This window comes from Corallococcus carmarthensis (genome assembly GCF_003611695.1).
Classification (GTDB): Bacteria; Myxococcota; Myxococcia; order Myxococcales; family Myxococcaceae; genus Corallococcus; species Corallococcus carmarthensis.
The window spans coordinates 1-17,969 of sequence record NZ_RAWE01000059.1; the positions used below are offsets into that span (position 1 = coordinate 1).

Consider the following 17,969-nt stretch of genomic DNA (forward strand, 5'->3'; position numbering starts at 1 on the left):
GGGGAAACGGGGTAGGGACGCCGCTTTCGGAAAAAGGCCGGTGACAGATTTCAGGGGCACCGGTGTTCCCCTGGCCAACCGGGAGGCGCGTGCGGTGTCCGTCGATGTGGAGGCCTATTACCGACGCTATGGCCCCCAGGTGCTCCGGCGCTGCCGCTTCCTGCTGCGCGACGAGGAACAGGCCGTGGACGCCATGCATGACGTGTTCGTTCAACTGCTGCGCTACCAGGCCGCGCTGAAGGACGCGGGGCCTTCCAGCCTGCTGCATCAGATCGCCACGCGCGTGTGCCTCAACCGCCTGCGCGGCGCGAAGCGGCGCCCCGAGGACCGCGACGACGAACTGGTCCTGCGCATCGCCGCGTCCGGCGACACCGAGGCGCGCACCGCCGCCCGGGGCCTGCTGGACCGCCTCTTCGGCCGCGTCCCCGCGTCCAGCCGCGACATCGCCGTGCTCCACCTGGTGGACGGCATGACGCTGGAGGAGACCGCCCGCGAGGTGGGCCTGTCCGTGTCCGGAGTGCGCAAGCGCCTCCGGGCCCTGTCCGCTGTCCTGCAGGAGCTGGAGGCCGCATGACGTCCCCCCACCGCACCCCGGACTGGCTGCTGGAGCGAATCGCCCTGGGGGAGCTGCCCCCGGACGAGCTCACCGCCGCCCGCGACCGCCTGGCCCGCGAACCCGACGGCCCCGCCCGCCTCGCCGCCCTGGAGGCCGACTCGCGCGCCACCCTGGAGGCCCTGCCCCCGGACCGCGTCGCCCGCGAGGTGAAGGCCCGCTTCGCCCGCGCCGACACCTCCGCCGCGCCCCGCGCCGAGGCCCCGCCGTCGCGCCCTTCCTGGCGCTTCCTGCCCGCCCTGGTGCCGGTGCTCGCCGCCGCCACCGTGGTCGTCCTCGTCAGCCGGCCGGGGGCACAGGAGGCGCGCGACCCGTGGTCGGCGACCGGCACTGGAGGTACCCCCGGCGTCCTGGAGCCCACGCGCAGCAAGGGACTCCAGCCCCGGCTCGACGTGCACCGTCAGGTCGCCACCCGCACCGAGCGCCTCACCGACGGCGCCCCCGCCCAGGCCGGTGACGTGGTGCAGCTGTCGTACACCGCCGCCGGCCACGCCCACGGCGTCATCCTCTCCGTGGACGGCCGGGGCACCGTCACCCCGCACCTGCCCGCCCTGGGCGACACGTCCGCGCCCCTGGAGCGGAGCGGCGCGCACCTGCTGCCCCGCGCCTACGAGCTGGACGACGCCCCCGGCTTCGAGCGCTTCTTCCTCATCACCGCCGATGCGCCCTTCGAACTGGAGGGGGTGATGGCCGCCGCGCGCGTCCTCGCCACCTCCCCCGAGGCGCGCACCGCGCCGCTGACCCTGCCCGCAGGCTTGGGCCAGACGTCCTTCCTGTTGGAGAAGCCCTCGCCATGAGAGCGCTCGTCATCCTCCTGTTCGTGCTGGGCACGGCCCCCGTTGCCCACGCCGCGGAAGCCGCCGCCGTGCGACGGCTGGCCCTGTTCGTGGGCGTCAACGACGGCGGCCCGGAGCGCGTGCGGCTGCGCTACGCGGAGACCGACGCGAAGGCCTTCGCCCTGGTGCTGTCGGAGCTGGGCGGCGTGCTGCCCCAGGACCGCGTGCTCCTCACGGACGTGGACCGCGCGGGCGTGCTCGCCGGCTTCGACCGGGTGCGCGGCCTCGCGGAAGGCGTCCGCGCCGCGGGGGCCCGCCGCGTGGAGGTGCTGCTGTACTACTCCGGCCACTCGGACGACGAGGGGCTGCTGCTCAAGGGCCAGCGCCTGGACTACGGCGAGCTGCGCCGCTCGCTGGAGGGGCTGCCCGCGGACGTGCGCATCGCGGTGTTGGATTCGTGCGCGTCCGGCGCGTTCGCGCGCAAGAAGGGCGGCGTCGCGCGGCCCGCGTTCCTGGTGGACTCCGCCATCCAGGTGAAGGGCCACGCCATCCTCACCTCCTCCAGCGCGAACGAGGCCTCGCAGGAGTCGGATCGGCTGGGCGGCTCGTTCTTCACCCACCACCTGCTGTCCGGCCTGCGCGGCGCCGCGGACGTCACCCACGACGGCCGCGTCACCCTCACGGAGGCCTACCAGTTCGCCTTCCACGAAACGCTCGCGCGCACGGAACGCACGCAGGGCGGCGCGCAGCACCCCAACTACGACATCGAGCTGGCGGGCACGGGCGACCTGGTGATGACCGACCTGCGCGCCACCACCGCGGGCCTGGTCCTCACCGAGCCGCTGGAGGGCCGCCTGTACGTGCGCGACGCGGTGGGCACGCTGGTGGTGGAGGTGCAGAAGGTGTCCGGCCGCGCCACCGAGCTGGGCCTGGCCCCCGGCGCCTACCGCGCCCGGCGCGAGTGGGACGGCGGGGTGTCCGAGGCGGCCTTCACGCTGAAGGAAGGCGTGCGCACGCCGCTCGCACCCGGCGACTTCCTGGGCGTGGGCCACGAGGCCACGGTGATGCGCGGCGGGGGGGGCGGTAGCGCACCGCTGTCCCCGCAGGGCCGGCGGATGCTGCCGGTGAACCTGAGCCTCGTGCCGAGCATGAGCACCAACACGCTGAGGGCCGGCCGCGCGCAGGTGGAGAACCGCTTCGCGCTGGGCGTCGTCAACGGCGGCGCGGCGCTGGGCGGCGGGCTGGCGCTGGGCCTGGCGGGCAACGTGTACGACGCGGAGGTGTCCGGCCTGGCCATGGCGCTGGGCTTCAACACGTCCGGCGCGGACGTGTCCGGCGCGCAGCTGTCGCTCGTCACCAACGTGGCGGGCGGCGCGGTGCGCGGCGTCCAGGCGACGCTGGGCCTCAACGTGGCCAACGGGGACGTGGACGGCGTGGGACAGCTGGCACTGGGCGCGAACGTGGCGCGCGGCGCATTGGGCGGAGTGCAGGCGGCGCTGGGCGCCAACGTCACCACCGCGGACGCCACCGGCATGCAGTTGTCACTGGGTATCAATCACGCCAACGGCACGATGAAGGGCGTGCAGTTCACGCTGGGCGTCAACTCCGTGGCGACGGCCGCGCGGGGCATCCAGGGGTCGGTGCTGCTCAACCGCGCCCCATCCCTCACCGGCATGCAGCTGGGGCTGATCAACGTGGGCGGCGACGTGTCCGGCATGCAGCTGGGGCTGATCAACGTGGCGGACACGGTGCACGGCATGCAGCTGGGGCTCGTGAACGTCTCCGACGAAGTGCACGGCGCGCCGGTGGGCCTGTTCACCTACGAGAAGAAGGGCCAGCTGCACCTGGAGGTGTACGGCAGCGACGTGCAGCTCACCAACCTGGCGCTGAAGTTTGGCGGCAAGCACTTCTACACGACGCTGCTCGCGGGGATTGGGCCGGACGACCGCTTCCAGCGCTTCAGCCTGGGCCTGGGCCTGGGCGGGCACATCCCGCTGGGTTCACGCTTCTGGGTGGACGTGGACGTCGCGGCCAGCCAGGTGCTGTCCACGCGCGACCCGTTCTCCAGCAAGTCCAACAACCTGCTCTCGCAGGCGCGCGCCATGCTGGGCTTCCAGGTGATGCCGAGGCTGGCCGTGTTCGCGGGCCCCACCTACAACGTGGCGTTCATGTGGGGAGAGTCGGAGTTCTCGAAACTGACCACGCTGCCGGTGCGCTCGCACACCATCGACGCGGACACGCACATGCAGCGCTGGCCCGGCTTCCAGATGGGCGTGCGGCTCTAGAGAGACACCGCCGGGACCGCGCATGAAGCGGCCCCGGCGCGGGACTTCCCTCAGCCGACGACGCGGGTGGCGCGCAGCACGATGGCGTCGCCCGCGGGGCCGGCCTTGAGCCGCTTGTCCAACGAGCCCTCCACCTTGAGGCCGGGGCCGCCCTTGAATGCCCGCTGCATGAGTTCGCCGGCCTTCTCGTTGTCCCCGCCGGTGACGGCGCTGAGGTCGATTTCGTGGAAGGACTGGATCTTCTTGTCCGGCGCGTCCGCGCTGAACAGGTCGTAGTGGTCGCAGGGCGGCGCGAAGCAGCGCTTCCCGTTGTCCTTGACGATGTAGACGGTGCTGGTGGTCATGGTGGCGTCTCCGGGTGAGGGGGTGGGGGCGGCCGTGCCGGGCTCGTTGGCGATGCCCTCGGGCGTCTGCACTTCGGTCCGCTTCAGGTCGGCGGGGGCCGCCGCGCCGGGCGCATCACCGCCGGAGGGCTGCGCGGTAGGAGAGGACGGCGTGCTGCACGCCACCGGGCCGAGCAGGAGCACGGCGGACAACAGCAGGGAGCGGGCGTTCATGGCGACTCCGGAAAGGAGGACGGGGTGCCCTCCTTCAACGCGGGAGGACACGGCCGGGTCCACTCTGCCCGTCCGCGCGCCTGCCCACCAGGGCGCCAGGGGCGATTTTGCTCCATGTCCTACATGGGCCCGGAGAGTCGGGAAGAGAGCGAAGCCCGTCGCGAAAGGGGTACCAAGACGGTGGAAGGGGTTACCCGTTCGTTGTACACCCGCGCCCTAGGAGATCGGCCTTCGGGGCCGTGACCTGTAAGGACGCCCACGATGGAATTCCGCATCGCCGCCGACGAGCTGAAGAAGGCCCTCTACCGCGCCCAGGGCATCGTGGAGCGCAAGACGACGATGCCCATCCTCGCCAACGTGCTGCTCACGGCGAACAAGGGCAGCATCACGGTCACGGCCTTCGACCTGGACATCGGCATCGTGTCCGAGCACGCCGCGGACGTGTCCAAGCCGGGCGCCGTCACGCTGAGCGCGAAGTACGTCTTCGACATCGTGCAGAACCTCCCGGACGCGGAGGTCACGCTCAAGAAGCTGGCGAACAACTACGTCGACATCTCCTCCGGCTCCGCGCACTTCAAGATCGTCGGCATGGCCGCCGAGGAGTACCCGAAGCTGCCCAAGGAGGAGAGCGCGCCGCTGGTGCAGATCTCCGGCAACGTCCTCCTGGAGATGATCAAGAAGACCCAGTTCGCCATCTCCAGCGACGAGACCCGCTACATCCTCAACGGCGTCTTCTTCGAGCCCCAGTCCAGCGGCAAGGTCCGCATGGTGGCCACGGACGGCCACCGGCTGTCGCTCATCGAGCGCGAGATGTCCGGCGACTTCAAGCTCAAGAGCGGCGTCATCATCCCGCGCAAGGGCCTGATGGAGTTGAAGCGCCTGCTGGACGAGGCCCCGGACGCGGAGTGCCACCTGGGCTTCGCGGAGAACTCGGCGCTGTTCAAGAAGCCGGGCCTCACCATGGTGATGCGCCTCATCGACGGGCAGTTCCCGGAGTACCAGCGCGTCATCCCCAAGGAGGGCGAGAAGGTCGTCCTCGTGCCCAAGGTGCGCCTGCTGGAAGGCCTCAAGCGCATCGCGCTCCTGTCCGCGGACAAGAGCAACGCCATCCGCATCGGGTTGGAGAAGGGCAAGCTGCTCATCACCGCCAGCAACCCGGACCTGGGCGAAGCGCGTGACGCCCTGGACGTGGACTACAAGGGCAACGACATCACCATCGGCTTCAACGCCCGCTACCTGATGGACGTGCTGGGCGTGACGGACACGGACGAGGTCAGCTTCGAACTGGGTGACGAGCACAGCCCGGGCGTGCTGCACGGCCCCGGCGACCGCAGCTTCACCGCCGTGGTCATGCCCATGCGCGTCTGAGCTGGGTCTCCGTCCACCTTCCCACGTCGGTTTCGCGGCACCGTTCCACGTTCGACGCTCCGCGCCATGGGGAGGCCTGCGCCCGGCGCGGCGTCTCCTTATGATGGGGCGTGGCCACCCGTCCGGACGACCTGAAAGCGCGGCTGGAGGACCGAGCGGACCTCCTGGAGGCCACGCGCCTGCGCTACCGCGCGCTCAAGGGCGTGCTGGAGTCCTTCTTCTGGAGGGACCGGATCCGCAACCACTTCGAGCTCCTGCGCGAGGTGGCCACGGCCCAGCCGGAGGTGGACGCGACGCTGGGCGCGCTGCGACGCCGCGTGGAGGCGGAAGGCTGGCCGCGCGACGCGGCACCCGTCCGGCTGATGCACGAGGTGGAGCGCCTGCGCGATGCGGTGGAGCGCGCGGCGGAGCGGCGGTTGTCCTCATCGGCTTCCTCGGCCTCCGACGACGCGGAGGAGGACGTGCCCGCCACGCTGGGGGAGCGGCTGTTGCGCCTGGAGACGGAGGTGCTGGACGCGGCGCCATTCCTGGGCGGACGCGTCTGGGCCCAGGCGGTGGAGCTGTTGCCTCGCAACCTGCCGGAGCTGCGCGCCGCGTGCGCCGCGGGCGAGGTCTTCGAGCGCGTGTTCATGCGCCCCGTGCCGGAAGGGGCTCAGGCGTTCTCCGACGAGGAGGCGCGGGAGCTGGCGCGGGCGCTGCCCCTGGGCGCCGCCGCGCTGGTGGCGCTGTGGGAGCGGCTGGAGCGCTACGACAGCCGGGGGCGGGTGAAGGACTTCCTCCAGCGGCGCATGCGCCGTGCGCCGACGCGTGTGGCGCGCAGCGGGCCGGAGCTGCTGTTGCACGCGGCCTTCTGGCACGACGTGGCGCGGGTGCGCGTGCGCGCGGTGCTGGAGGCGGAGCTGGCGCCGGTGGTGCCGCGCGAGCCGGAGCTGCCCGCGCTCCTGTCCTGGCGGGCCGCGCTGTCGGAGGATCCGGCGTTGCGGCTGTCCGCGCGGAGCGTCTTCACGGAAGGGCGCGCGGGGCTGGTGGAGACGGCGGCGGCGCTGGCGGCCCTGTCGCGCGAGCGGCCCCGGGGCGCGTGGAGTGAAGAGGTCGCGTGGGCGCGGCTGGAGCAGGCCGCGCAGCGGGCGCGCACGGAAGAGGGACCAGAGGCGGAGGCCCTGCGGGACGCCCTGCGACTCTTCGTGATGCTGCGGGGCCAGGCGCGCACACCCGCGCGGCTGTTCTCGCCGGAGCACGCGAAGCCCGCGGGGGGCGACGTGGCCCGCAACGGGGACCTGGTGGCGCTGGTGCAGGCGGCGCGTCACGCGGCGCTGCGGCAGGGCGGCTGAAGACAGACACCGGTTTGGGGCCGGTGGAAGGCTTCTGTTAGGTTGGGTGTGTCGCTTCCTTTTTTCGGTCGTCACCCCGCCCATGACCCAGCCTGTTCCTCCGCCGTCCGCTGACGCGGCGCCGCTCCAGTTCGACCGCGCCGAGTTCACCGAAGCGCCTCCGGTGACGAAGTGCACCGTCTGCCAGCGCGCCATCCAGAGCGTCTACTTCGAGGTGAACCAGCGCCTGCTGTGTCCCGACTGCCGCGAGCAGGTGGAGGCGGCGATGACGGGCGGCTCGAAGTCGAAGCGCTTCCTGACGGCGTCGGTGTTTGGCTTTGGCGCGGCCGTGGCGGGGGCGCTCGTCTATTGGGTGGTGAGCCTGACGGGCTACAACATCGGCCTCATCGCCATCGTGGTGGGGTGGATGGTGGGGACCGCGGTGTTCAAGGGTTCCGAGTCGCGCGGTGGCGGGGTCTACCAGGCGCTCGCGGTGCTGCTGACGTACTTCGCGGTGGCGGGCTCGCTCGCGCCGGATGTGTACAAGGAGCTCACGACGCAGCCTCCGGCCGAGGTGGCGGCCGGCACGCCGGCGGAGGAAGCGGTGGAGCCCTCCGCCGCGGGCAACGTGGTGCTCGCGGGAGTGATTTCCGTGGCGGCGCCGGTGCTCGTTGGAATCAACAGCCCCATGTCGGGGCTCATCTACGGCTTCGCGCTGTTCGAGGCGTGGCGCCGCACGAAGCGGACGGCGCTGAACATCGCGGGGCCGTTCAAGCTGCAGGAGGCACCCGCCGAGGGTGAGGCCGCGCCCGCGGAGCCGGAGCGGTCCGTTGGCTGAGGCGCTCGCGGTTCAGCTCCTCACGCAGCGGTGTGAGGGGTGTGGTTCGGAGCTCGCGCCCCGGCTGCTCACCTGTCCGTCGTGCCGGAAGCTGGTGCATGGGAAGCGGCTGACGCAGCTGGCGGCGGATGCGCAGGCGGCGTCGGAGCGGGGCGCGCCGTTGGAGGCGCTGGCACTGTGGCGCGAGGCTTTGGAGTTGTTGCCACCGGGCACTGCGCAGCACTCGCAGGTGACGGCGCGGGTGACGGCGCTGAGTCAGCAGGCGGATGCGCACGGGCTGGCGGTGCCGCTGGCGGAGGCGGAGCGCAAGCGTTCGGGAATGCCGAAGGTGTTGGCCAGCATGGGCGCGGTGGGCCTGATGCTGTGGAAGTTCAAGTTCGTGCTGGCGCTGCTCTTGGGCAAGGGGAAGTTGCTGCTGCTCGGGCTCACGAAGGCGAGCACGCTGTTCTCCATGCTGTTCGCGGTGAGCGTGTACTGGACGATGTGGGGTTGGAGCTTCGCGCTGGGGTTGGTGGCGTGCATCTACGTGCATGAGATGGGGCACGTGGCGTCGCTGCGCCGTCTGGGCATGAAGGCGGACGCGCCCATGTTCATCCCGGGGTTGGGCGCGTTCGTGCGCCTGAAGCAGGTGCCGGTGGATGAGCGCGAGGACGCGCGCATCGGATTGGCGGGGCCCATCTGGGGCACCGCGGCGGTGGTGGTGGTGCTGGTGGCGGCGGTGCTCACGGGATGGAAGGCATTGGGAGCCATCGCGCACGCGGCGACGTGGCTGAACCTGTTCAACCTGGTGCCGGTGTGGCAGCTGGACGGCTCGCGAGGCTTCCGGGCGCTGGCGCGCAAGCAGCGGTGGATGGCGGTGGCCGTGCTGGGCGCGACGTGGTTCCTCACGGGAGAGAACCTGCTCCTGCTCATCGGAGGAGTGGCGGCGTACCGCGCCCTGCTCACACCCGCGTCGGAGAAGGGCGACCTGCGCACGCTGGTGGAGTACAGCGCGCTGGTGGTGGGATTGGGCGCGCTGGGCTGGGCCGCGCAGCACTGGACGGGGGCGACGGCGGCGCTGTGAACGCACCTGAAGCGCCCATTCAGGTGGGTCCTTACCGGCTGGGCCGTCTGCTGGGGAGCGGCGGCATGGGGCAGGTTTTCGCGGCTGTTCGCGAGGAAACCGGGCAGGAGGTGGCCCTCAAGCTCCTGTCCCCTGAGTCCGCGGAGGATCCCCAGCTTGTCGCGCGCTTCCTTCAGGAAGCGCAGGCTCTGGCACAACTCGACCATCCTGGAGTGGTGCGTGTCCTCGACAGCGGGCGGACTGGCACCACCGCGTTCCTCGCCATGGAGCTGCTCCAGGGGCAGTCCCTGCGCGAATGGATGAAAGACGCCAGGGGCGACTTCCATGGGGCCCTGGCGCTGTGCCGTCAGCTTGCGAGCATCATGGTGGACGTCCACGCACGCGGCATCGTCCACCGCGACCTGAAGCCGGAGAACATCTTCCTCTGCCCGGATGGCGCGAAGGCCACGGGCCTGAGGGTGAAGCTGCTGGACTTCGGCATCGCCAAGCTGCCATTCCGGGACACGGGCCCCTTGGACCCGACCCATGTCCATACGCACGAGTCGACCCTCATCGGCACGTATGCGTACATGGCGCCCGAACAGTTTCGCAGCGCCGCGACCGTCGGGCCGCGCGCGGATGTGTACTCGCTGGGGGTGGTGCTCTTCGAACTGCTCGCGGGCCGCACGCCCTTCGCTTCCGCCGAGCCCATCGAGTTGCTGACCGCGCATGCGCAGGAGGAACCTCCCGCCTTGCGGCAATGCGCTCCGGATGTGCCCGGGGCGCTGTCCGCGTTCGTGGCCACCCTTCTCGCCAAGGCGGCGGAGGTCCGGCCCACCATGGCGCGGTGCCAGCAGGTACTGGCTCGGCCCTGGACGCCTGAACCCGAGGTCTGCCCCATCCCGGGACTCGCCCCCTTCACCGAGTCCCAGGCCGCGCTCTTCTACGGCCGTGACGCGGAAGTGGCCGCATTGCTGGGGCTCCTGGAAGAAGCACGCGTGGGGGCTCGACGCTGGGTTCAGGTGGAAGGCCCCAGTGGCGGAGGAAAGTCCTCGTTGATCCATGCGGGGCTGCTGCCCCGGCTGAGGACGTTGGATGCCCGAGAGGGCGCCCGATGGCGCATCGCGACGGTGCGCCCGTCGGCCAACCCTTGGGAGGGGCTGGCCCAGGCGCTCGCGACGGCCTTTGCCTCCGAGCAGGAGGATGTGTCGAAGGACGTCCTGCTTCGCATGCTGCGAGCGGGCCCCGTCGCGCTGCGGGACCTCGTCTTGGAGAAGACGCCCCCTGGCTTCCTCTTGCTGCTGGTCCTTGAGCCCCTGGAGGAACTGCTCACGCTCGACGCGGCGGACCGTCAGGCTTTCGATGTGTTGTTGGCCGAGTCCCTGCGGGGACGCGAGGTGCCACTGCGCCTGCTCACGGCGGTGCGCGGGGATTTCCTGCACCGCGTGGAACATCAGCTGCCCGCGCTGGCCCGGAGCCTTCCCGAAGCCGTGCGCTATCCATTGCCATCCATGAGCGAGCTTGGCCTCGTGCAGGTCGTCCACGGCCTGTCACGCCACGCGGGGCTCCAGTTGGAAGGGCCGTTGGCCTCGCGGATGGTGGATGACGCCCGGGATGAAGACGGACGCCTGCCGCTGCTGGGGCATGCCCTGCGGGGACTGTGGGGGCTGCACGCGGAAGGCCCCCTGACGCTCGCGCACTATGACCGGATGGGAGGCGTGGGCGGGGCGCTGTCCCGGCAGGCGGAGGGCTTGCTGGACGCCTTGGGACGGGAGGGGCGTGAACGGGCGAAGTGGCTTCTCCTCGACCTGGTGCAGGTGGGTCGGGGCGTGCCCGACAGTCGGCGCCCGCGTTCACGCCAGGAGGTGCTCGACGCCGCGGGGGGAGATGGGTTGGCGGAAGAAGTCCTGGCGCGCCTGTCGGGGACCTTCCCTGGCATGGAGCCAGGGCCCCGGCTCATCATGCTCTCGGGCGATCCCGAACCTTCGCGGCAGCGGGTGGATCTGGCGCATGAGACGCTGTTGCAGCAGGTGCCCTCACTCGTGGGCTGGTTGGACCACGAGCGAACGCTGCTGGAGCGGCAGGCGGAGCTGGAGACCGCCGCGAGCGCCTGGGAGCAGGCCCAGCATCCGGAAGACGGGCTGCCCACGGGAGCGCTGCGGCTGCACTACCAGGGCGGGACGGATGCATTGGCGGAAGGCAGTCCCCAGGCAAGGAGGCTGAGTCGCCGCGCGGTGCGGTTCCTGGAAGCTGCACGAAGACTGGAGCAGCGACATGCGCGAACACAATGGATGTGGCGGTCCTTCGCGGTACTGGCCAGCCTCCTCATCCTCATGTCCGCGGTGCGTTCGGAGCAGCAGCGTCAGCGAGCAGAGGCGAGCCTGCGCAGCTTCGTCCTGTCCACGGATGGTTTCGTGGACCAGGTGGACTGGAGCCTGAGCTGGCTGCCCTTCACCCTGGAGCCCCGCGAGAAGATGCTCCAGCGCTACCAGGAGCTGATCTCCTCGCTCTCCGACTCCGAACGTGAGCAGTCTGCGGTCCGCCTCACCCGGATCAAGCTCTTCCACCGGCTGGGGGACATGGCCTACATCGATGCGCGCCTGTCGGACTCGGAGGACGCACTGGCCAAGGCCCTGGCGGAGCTGCGCGCCGGGCAGGCCCTCCACCCGGAAGACAACGGCTTGCGGATGCAGAAGGGGCTCAACGACTCGAAGCGGGCCAAGGTGGCCTGGGCGCGGGGCCGCTGGGAGGAGGCGCGAGGTCTCCTGGAGGAGTCGCTCGAGCTGCTGAAGCACTCCGACACGGGGACGGACCCGGAGGACACCCGTCGCAGTCTGGCGGTGAGCCTGACGGAGATAGGAGACCTGGAACTCGCGAACCAGCGGCTGGAGGCCGCCGTCAGCCGATATGGGGAAGCCATCGAGCTTCACGCGCAGAACCCTGGGACCTACAACAGCGCTCTTCTTGCCGAGACGCTGGCCGTCCGAGGAGCGGCCCTCCGGATGGAAGGCGATTTTGTCCGGTCGCGGGTAGACCTGGAACGGGCTCTGCGCTTGGCACGTGACTGCGTCCAAGCCGATAGGGGAAGGCAGTACTTTCAGTGGGTGCTGACCCGAAGCCTAGTGGCGCTCGCCATGCTCGACACCGAAGAGGGGCACTCCGAACCCGCGCGGGATCGTTACGAAGAGGCCATCACGTTGGGTCAACAACTCCGGCAGGGGGAAATGCCCAGCAAGCGCCTCGCACTGGTCCTGCTGCAAGCCCTGTCGGGGTATGAGACCTGGGCGCGAACGCAGGGGCAGTCACCGCTGGAGCAGAAGCTCCGGCAGGAGCGCTGCGGTCTGGCGAGGGAGTTCCAGGAGAAGGACCCCGAGGACCTGAGGTTCCAGGCTGCAGGCTGTACCGGAGCGATGCAAGGGGACGAATGATTCCGGAACCGCAGGAGCCGTTGTCGACGCTGCCCACCTCCGAGCTGATCCGCCGGGCACGTGATGGCCAGCGCGATGCCTTGGAGGAGTTGCTGCGCCGCTACCAGGCGGTCCTGCGGAAGTGGGCACGAGGGGTCATCAAGTCGGACGCTCCTGGTGGGGCACGTCCCTCCGACGTGGCGCAGGATGCTTCACTGGCGGCCTTCCGGCACTTCCTGTCATTCAAGGGAGCGAGCCAGTCGGAATGGACATCGTGGCTTCGGAAGGTTGTGACCTCCAAGGCGAAGATGAGCCTTCGTCGTGCCCAGGGGGCAGAGCGGAACTCGTCGGGCAACGTTCCTCTGTACTCCCTGGACGAGACGCAGGAGGTGGCCTCACCCCGGAAGAGCCCGAGTCAGGTCACCGCCCATCGGGAGGAGTGGCGCCGGCTGTTGGTGCATTTCCACGGCCTGCCTGCGGACCAGCAGGAGGCACTGACCTTGCGACGCTTGAAGGAGTTGTCGGCGGCGGAGGTCGCAGAGCGGATGCACCGGAGCGAAGCCGCCGTGGATTCGCTGGTCCAGCGTGCGACCCGAACGCTTCGCGATCGCTTGGTAGGGGTGGAAGCGAAAGCCGTCACGCCAGAAGCCCGCAGGATCCGCAACATGGCGGACGCGGTCCTGGCCGAATATCTGCGCCGACGTGAATCCGGGGAGCGCGTCACCCTGGAGGAGGTCATCCGGGAGCATCCGGATTGCGCCGAGGAACTGCGGGGGTTGCTGCACGGAATGGAGCAGCTGAAGGTGCTCTGGCCCGGTGACCCTGCCTGAGAGTAGGAACGCACTGTCATGCTGCCATCGGGAACCCAGGTGGATGCCTATGTTCTGGAGCGCAGGGTCGCACTGGGCGCCACGAGTGAGGTGTACGCGGCTCGGCACCCAGTGCGGCATGAAGCAGTGGCCGTGAAGGTGCTGAGCACCCGATGGTGCGGTCATCCCGAGGTCGTCGCGCGCTTCCTCAATGAAGCCCAATCCCTGTTGGAGTTGCGCCATCCGCATCTGGTGCGGGCAATGGCATCGGGTGTCCTTCCGAATGGTCAGCAGCCCTTCCTGGTCCTGGAGTGGCTGCCCCTGGACCTGCACCAGTGGCTCCCGTTGGTCGGCGGTCGTCTCTCCGCAGAAGATAGCGCGCGAATCGTCGGACAGCTGGCGTCGGTCCTGGCCATGTTGCATGCGCGGGGACTGATCCATCGCGACTTGAAACCAGCGAACATCCTGATGGTCCGTGACGGAGCATCCGCGCCAGAGGTGAAGCTGGCGGACCTGGGCCTGGCGAAGCATGGGGAGACGGCTCGTCCCATGGCCCGGCATGTTTCGACGGCGGGAAGCGCCGTGCTGGGGACCTGGGACTACATGGCTCCGGAGCAGTGGACGCACTCCAAGCAAGTCGGGGTCGAAGTGGACATCTACGCCCTGGGCATCCTCTGGTTCCAACTGCTCGTGGGACGGCTTCCGTTTCAAGGGGATGACGAGCAGTCGTTGATGGTCCGGCACGTCATGCAGCTACCTCCCCTGGTGCTGCTGGAGGGGCTTGCGCCTGATGCGCAGCGGACGTTCCTGGGACGGATGCTGGACAAGGTGGCTTCGAAACGCCCTTCGCTAATGGAGCTCCAGGCACTCCTGGCCAGCTCAGGGGCATTTCCGAGGGAGGCCGGCTAGCCGCGCGAAAAGACGGGCACGGGAGAAAACGCACAGCCCCGCGATGGGTTTCGGGGGCTTTTCGCATCCTCTTTTCCTGAAGGTGGAAAGCGAGGAGCCGTGCATGTGGAGCGTGCGTCATGCCGTTGAGCAGTTCATCCAGTCCCTGGAGCTGACCCCTGGCCAGCGCGAGGCCTGCAACGAAAAGCAGACCCGCCTGAGAGAGGCGCTGCAGGGGGGGCTGGGGGCCCAGACCACCTTCCTCTCCGGTTCCTACGGCCGAAACACCGCCATCCGGCCGCTGCACGATATCGACATCTTCGTGGTGCTGCGGGAGATCTCTCTCGCTCCGCATGGAAGCGGGAAACCGCTGGAGGAGTCCCAGCATGAGCTGCTCCTGCGGGTTCATGGGGTGCTTCGCAAGGAGTGGACGAACAAGGAGCCTCCGCACATCCAGCGGCGCTCGATCAACATCGAGTTCTCCGGAAAGGGCCTCGACTTCGACGTCGTGCCCGCCTTCAAGCTTTCGGGGCGGGACGCCTTCCTCATCCCCGAGCGGGGAACGAACCGCTGGATCCAGACCAATCCTCGGCTGCATGCGGAGCGATGCAGGGAGGCGGACCGGGTCGCGGGGCACATGCTCAACCCCCTCATCAAGACGGTGAAGCACTGGAACCGGGAGCAGCAGTCCAGCCCGTTGCGTTCCTTTCACCTCGAAGCGATGAGCTACGGCGCCTTCCGTGCGCCGCCCGCCAACGGCGGCAAACTGGAGACGCTCAAGACCCTCTTCGAGCACCTGACCGCGAGCGTCCAGCGACCCTGCCCGGATCCCGCGCACCTTGGCGAGCACGTGGATGCCAACATGAGCGTGACCCAGCGTGTGGCCGCACAGCAGGTGCTGAACAGTGCGGCGGTGGAGCTGGGGCACGTGCTGCGGGAGGAGCCGTCCGATCCAGCCATGGCACACCGCCGGCTGCGAAGGCTTTTTGGCAACGCGTACCGAGACCACGGCTGACCCCACGTCGCCTTCCTCACGCCCCTGATGGCTCCATGAACATTCCCATCGACAAGAAAACGAATGCCCTCCTGCTGCGTTACGAGCACGACCGTGCGGTCATTGAGCCGGCGGCGCGAGCAGCCATCGCCCAAGCGGGCATGGAAGCCCATCAGTACGTCGAAAGCGTGGCTGTTCACGAACGGGACGCGGACTGGAACGTGCGCAAGCAGCGCCCCCAGGACTGGGCGGGCGCGTTCGCGGAGAATGACCGCTTCGCCGAAACGCTGACGCGCAAGGAGGGGGAGCTCGGTGTGAATCACCTGCCTGTCCACCTGTTCCCCCTGGCGCCGTTGATGCTGGGGATGCACCTGGCTTCGCGGCTGGAGCGCCGGCCGCTGTGCGTCTACCAACAGAACCCGAATGGAGACTGGTGGTTGGGCTACCAGCGGGACCAGGCGCCCTCGGAGGAGCCCTACTTCGAAATAGATGGGTTGCCGACGGGACCCCAGGGGGGGCGGGGCCACGTCGCGCTCGTCATCGAGGTGACGCGCTCCATCCGTGAAAAGGCCCTCGCGCAGTTCAAGGAGCGGCATCCCGCGGCATTGCTGGCCACTGTCGTCTTGCGGCCCTTGCGCGGTATCTCTCCGACAGCGTTCGAGGGCCCGGCACAAGCCGCGAGAGCAGCTCGGCAGTTCCGGCAGGTGCTCGACACGCTCCACGAACATTTGGAGGGGTGCGAGTCAGTGCTGCTGGCGATGGATGGTCCTGGCTCACTTGCCGCCGCGCTGGGCACCGCAATCAACCCGGAGACACAGCATCCCCTGCGATTGCATCACTTCGACCAGGGGACGAGCACGTACGTCCCTGTTCATCTCCTGCGCCCGCGTCGCAAGGAGGAGCGACCGGCAGCGCTCCTGACGCCGGAGTGGATGGCTGAAGCCACCCACGTTCTGGAGAAGGTTCGGGCTGTTCACCAGAAGCTGGTGACGTGGCTAAGGGAAACAGAACAGGCAGCCCTGGTGGAGCGCATCCAAGGGGCGGATCTTCTCCAGAGTCACATCGGTGTTGCTCCCGAGCTGTCCAGTGGTCCGCTCTATCGGCACGTGAAGGGCTCTTGGAACTTCCATGCCGACCTGTTGCTCAGGCTGGGCGCCCTGCGCCAACTGCTGGCGTCTGACGAGGACTGGAATGAGTGCGTGCGCCTGCTTCTGGTCCACGAGGCCTTTCACGTCGGGCAGGGCGGGCTGACCTCCTACAACTACAGTGGGAGCGGGCGCACGGGCTTCGTCTTGGAGGTGGCGGACTTCGACGCGGACGAGATGGCCATCGAGGTGGCGCTGGCGTGGCGAAGGGCGAAGCACGGCGACGCCGTCAGGGAGAAGGGGGAAACCCGGACGGTGGAGCAGATCGTCTGGAACGTGGTGGAGTTCCTGCGCGTCTTCGAGCCGGACCGCCCCGTCATGGAATTGTCCGAGCGCAGGCTGCGGCGCTATCTCATCTGGTTCTTCCATGCATGCCGACTCTCCGCGCTCGCCCGAAAGGCAAAGGACGCGCCTGGGCTGGGCCTGGTAACGATAGAGATCGCGGGCCTGCCGACCTTCCCGGATCCCGATGAGGAGTACGCGCAGCAGCGCATCCGGCTGGACTATTTCGACAAGGACACGCCGGTGGCGGTGGCGGTCTACTTCCGGCGTCGGCTGGTGCGTGAGGAGAACCACCGGGCATGGGTGGAACGCCTGTTCCAGGTGTTTCGCGACTGGGAGTCGACGCCTCTGGAGAAGGCACGCGATGACATGCGCCTTATCTTCGAGCAGTTGTTCAACCGCAATCGAGACCTCGTCGCATCCGGCTCGTAGGGGTTTGCCTCATGGGCGAACAGAGCGCATCCCGAATGGAAGGCGACCGCTACCAGCACCTCTACAGCTGGTACGTGCTGCTGCCGTTGCTTGACGGGGACAGTCCCTTCGAGACGGTCCTCGTCGAGCATCCGGAAGCGGGCGCGGCGGATGACGTCACGCTGCATCCTTGTCCCGGTGCAAACGTGGCCCGCCAGTATGTGCAGGTGAAGTGGCACGTGGACCACCGTGCGCTCTACACGCTGGAGGGCCTGACAGAGGGGGTTGGCCGCGGACAGTCGCTGCTCCAGAAACTCTTCGCGGCCTGGAGGATGTTGCGCGGAGAAGGGCCCGTGGAGCTGTGGCTGGTGAGCAACTGGCCCGCGGATCCGGAGCTGGGTCGATACCTCGCAGCTGGACCGGGCGAAGCTCCAGCTGTTCATCCGGGACCGGGGGCTCCTGGAGCCGAAGAGCGACACGCCGGGCGTGGGGCTATGGATCCACGGATGGTCCCGACGTCAGTGGCGCGAGCCACCGGCGGTGGAACTGGACTGGACGTCGCACTTCGACCGGGACACCCGAGCGGTGCCGACGGAAACGGTCTGGCGCGAGCGGCTGCTTCCCGAACTACGCGAGGCGCGGCAGAGGCTGGCGTCCCGGCCTGCGGAGACAGTGATCGACTTCCGGGGCAAGGTACTGCTGTCGGTCCCGCTGGCCGTGGGTGCCTGTTTCCCAGAGGTGGCGGGCGACCGTTTCCGGGTGGAGCAATCAACGCGGGGCGAGACAGTGCTGTGGCGCTCGGATGCGAAGCCAACGTGGCGGCGGCTCCAAGGCACCGAGCACGAAAGCGCTCCGGATGCGAAGGACCTGCTGGTGGTGTTCCAGCTCACAGGCGACGCGGGTCCGGACGTCGAACAGTTCCTGGCCGGTCATCCGCAGCGGTTCCGTGCGGTTCTCGTGCTGGAGCCAGAAGGTGGGCCCCACGACGGCGCAGTGGGCTCGGACGGGGACGCGGTCGCCTCCGCGGTACTCGCGCGCGAACGCATCCGCCAGGCCCGCGTGCGGTGGCGCACCGCCACCACGCACCTCATCCCCTACGCCCCGGCGGGCTGCTGCCTCTTCCTGGGCCAGCGCCTCAACGCGATGGGGGCGGTGGTGGCCTACGAGCGCACCGCCGCGGGCGGCTACGTCCCCTTCCTGACCGTGGAGACAGGGTGATGCATGAGGGGCACACCATGACGTGG

14 protein-coding genes are annotated in these 17,969 nt (G+C 69.2%); 13 read left to right on the forward strand and 1 reads right to left on the reverse strand.

Features of this window, described 5'->3' with window-relative positions; all coding sequences use genetic code 11:
- Positions 1–94 precede the first annotated feature (94 nt).
- Genes D7X32_RS17890 through D7X32_RS17900 form a run of 3 tightly spaced genes read left to right on the forward strand, consistent with a single transcriptional unit; the run spans position 95 to position 3,674 of the window.
- Complete coding sequence (locus D7X32_RS17890) at positions 95–574, forward strand: RNA polymerase sigma factor (RefSeq protein ID WP_120565395.1); 480 nt, start codon at positions 95–97, stop codon at positions 572–574.
- Positions 571–1,410, forward strand: coding sequence for an anti-sigma factor (locus D7X32_RS17895; protein ID WP_120603767.1), 840 nt, complete (start codon positions 571–573; stop codon positions 1,408–1,410). Before D7X32_RS17890 ends, D7X32_RS17895 begins: the two co-directional genes overlap by 4 nt.
- Positions 1,407–3,674 (forward strand): caspase family protein, encoded by a 2,268-nt coding sequence (locus tag D7X32_RS17900; protein ID WP_120603768.1) that lies wholly within the window; start codon positions 1,407–1,409, stop codon positions 3,672–3,674. Before D7X32_RS17895 ends, D7X32_RS17900 begins: the two co-directional genes overlap by 4 nt.
- Before the next feature lie 50 nt (positions 3,675–3,724).
- Here D7X32_RS17900 and D7X32_RS17905 read toward each other — a convergent pair whose 3' ends face one another.
- Entirely contained in the window at positions 3,725–4,231 is a 507-nt protein-coding gene (locus D7X32_RS17905) for a DUF6748 domain-containing protein (protein WP_120603769.1), read from the reverse strand.
- 261 nt (positions 4,232–4,492) lie between these two features.
- Between D7X32_RS17905 and dnaN the strand changes: the two genes are divergently transcribed.
- The 10 genes from dnaN (at position 4,493) to D7X32_RS46780 (ending at position 17,943) form a co-directional block, all read left to right on the forward strand.
- A complete protein-coding gene (gene dnaN, locus D7X32_RS17910; protein ID WP_120603770.1) occupies positions 4,493–5,599 on the forward strand; it encodes a DNA polymerase III subunit beta in 1,107 nt (368 codons plus the stop codon).
- 110 nt (positions 5,600–5,709) lie between these two features.
- A complete protein-coding gene (locus D7X32_RS17915; protein ID WP_120603771.1) occupies positions 5,710–6,930 on the forward strand; it encodes an ATP-binding protein in 1,221 nt (406 codons plus the stop codon).
- Positions 6,931–7,012: 82 nt separating this feature from the next.
- Entirely contained in the window at positions 7,013–7,747 is a 735-nt protein-coding gene (locus D7X32_RS17920; RefSeq protein ID WP_120603772.1) for a hypothetical protein, read from the forward strand.
- Positions 7,740–8,810: a site-2 protease family protein gene (locus tag D7X32_RS46775; protein WP_120603773.1), complete on the forward strand. Its 1,071-nt coding sequence runs from the start codon at positions 7,740–7,742 to the stop codon at positions 8,808–8,810. The genes D7X32_RS17920 and D7X32_RS46775 overlap by 8 nt, the downstream gene beginning before the upstream one ends.
- Before the next feature lie 23 nt (positions 8,811–8,833).
- Positions 8,834–12,217 carry a serine/threonine-protein kinase gene (locus D7X32_RS17930; protein WP_279635590.1) on the forward strand — a complete coding sequence of 1,128 codons (3,384 nt, stop codon included), beginning with the start codon at positions 8,834–8,836 and terminating at the stop codon, positions 12,215–12,217.
- Entirely contained in the window at positions 12,214–13,026 is an 813-nt protein-coding gene (locus tag D7X32_RS17935) for a sigma-70 family RNA polymerase sigma factor (protein WP_120603774.1), read from the forward strand. Before D7X32_RS17930 ends, D7X32_RS17935 begins: the two co-directional genes overlap by 4 nt.
- Before the next feature lie 18 nt (positions 13,027–13,044).
- Positions 13,045–13,914, forward strand: a complete 870-nt coding sequence (locus D7X32_RS17940) for a serine/threonine-protein kinase (RefSeq protein ID WP_120603775.1) — start codon at positions 13,045–13,047, stop codon at positions 13,912–13,914.
- A gap of 43 nt (positions 13,915–13,957) precedes the next feature.
- Positions 13,958–14,908, forward strand: a complete 951-nt coding sequence (locus D7X32_RS17945) for a nucleotidyltransferase domain-containing protein (RefSeq protein WP_244239059.1) — start codon at positions 13,958–13,960, stop codon at positions 14,906–14,908.
- Between the two features lie 35 nt (positions 14,909–14,943).
- A complete protein-coding gene (locus D7X32_RS17950; protein WP_120603777.1) occupies positions 14,944–16,746 on the forward strand; it encodes an SAVED domain-containing protein in 1,803 nt (600 codons plus the stop codon).
- Between the two features lie 465 nt (positions 16,747–17,211).
- The gene (locus D7X32_RS46780) at positions 17,212–17,943 is read left to right on the forward strand and encodes an SAVED domain-containing protein (protein ID WP_244239060.1); all 732 of its coding nucleotides are present in this window, start codon (positions 17,212–17,214) and stop codon (positions 17,941–17,943) included.
- Positions 17,944–17,969: the final 26 nt, after the last annotated feature.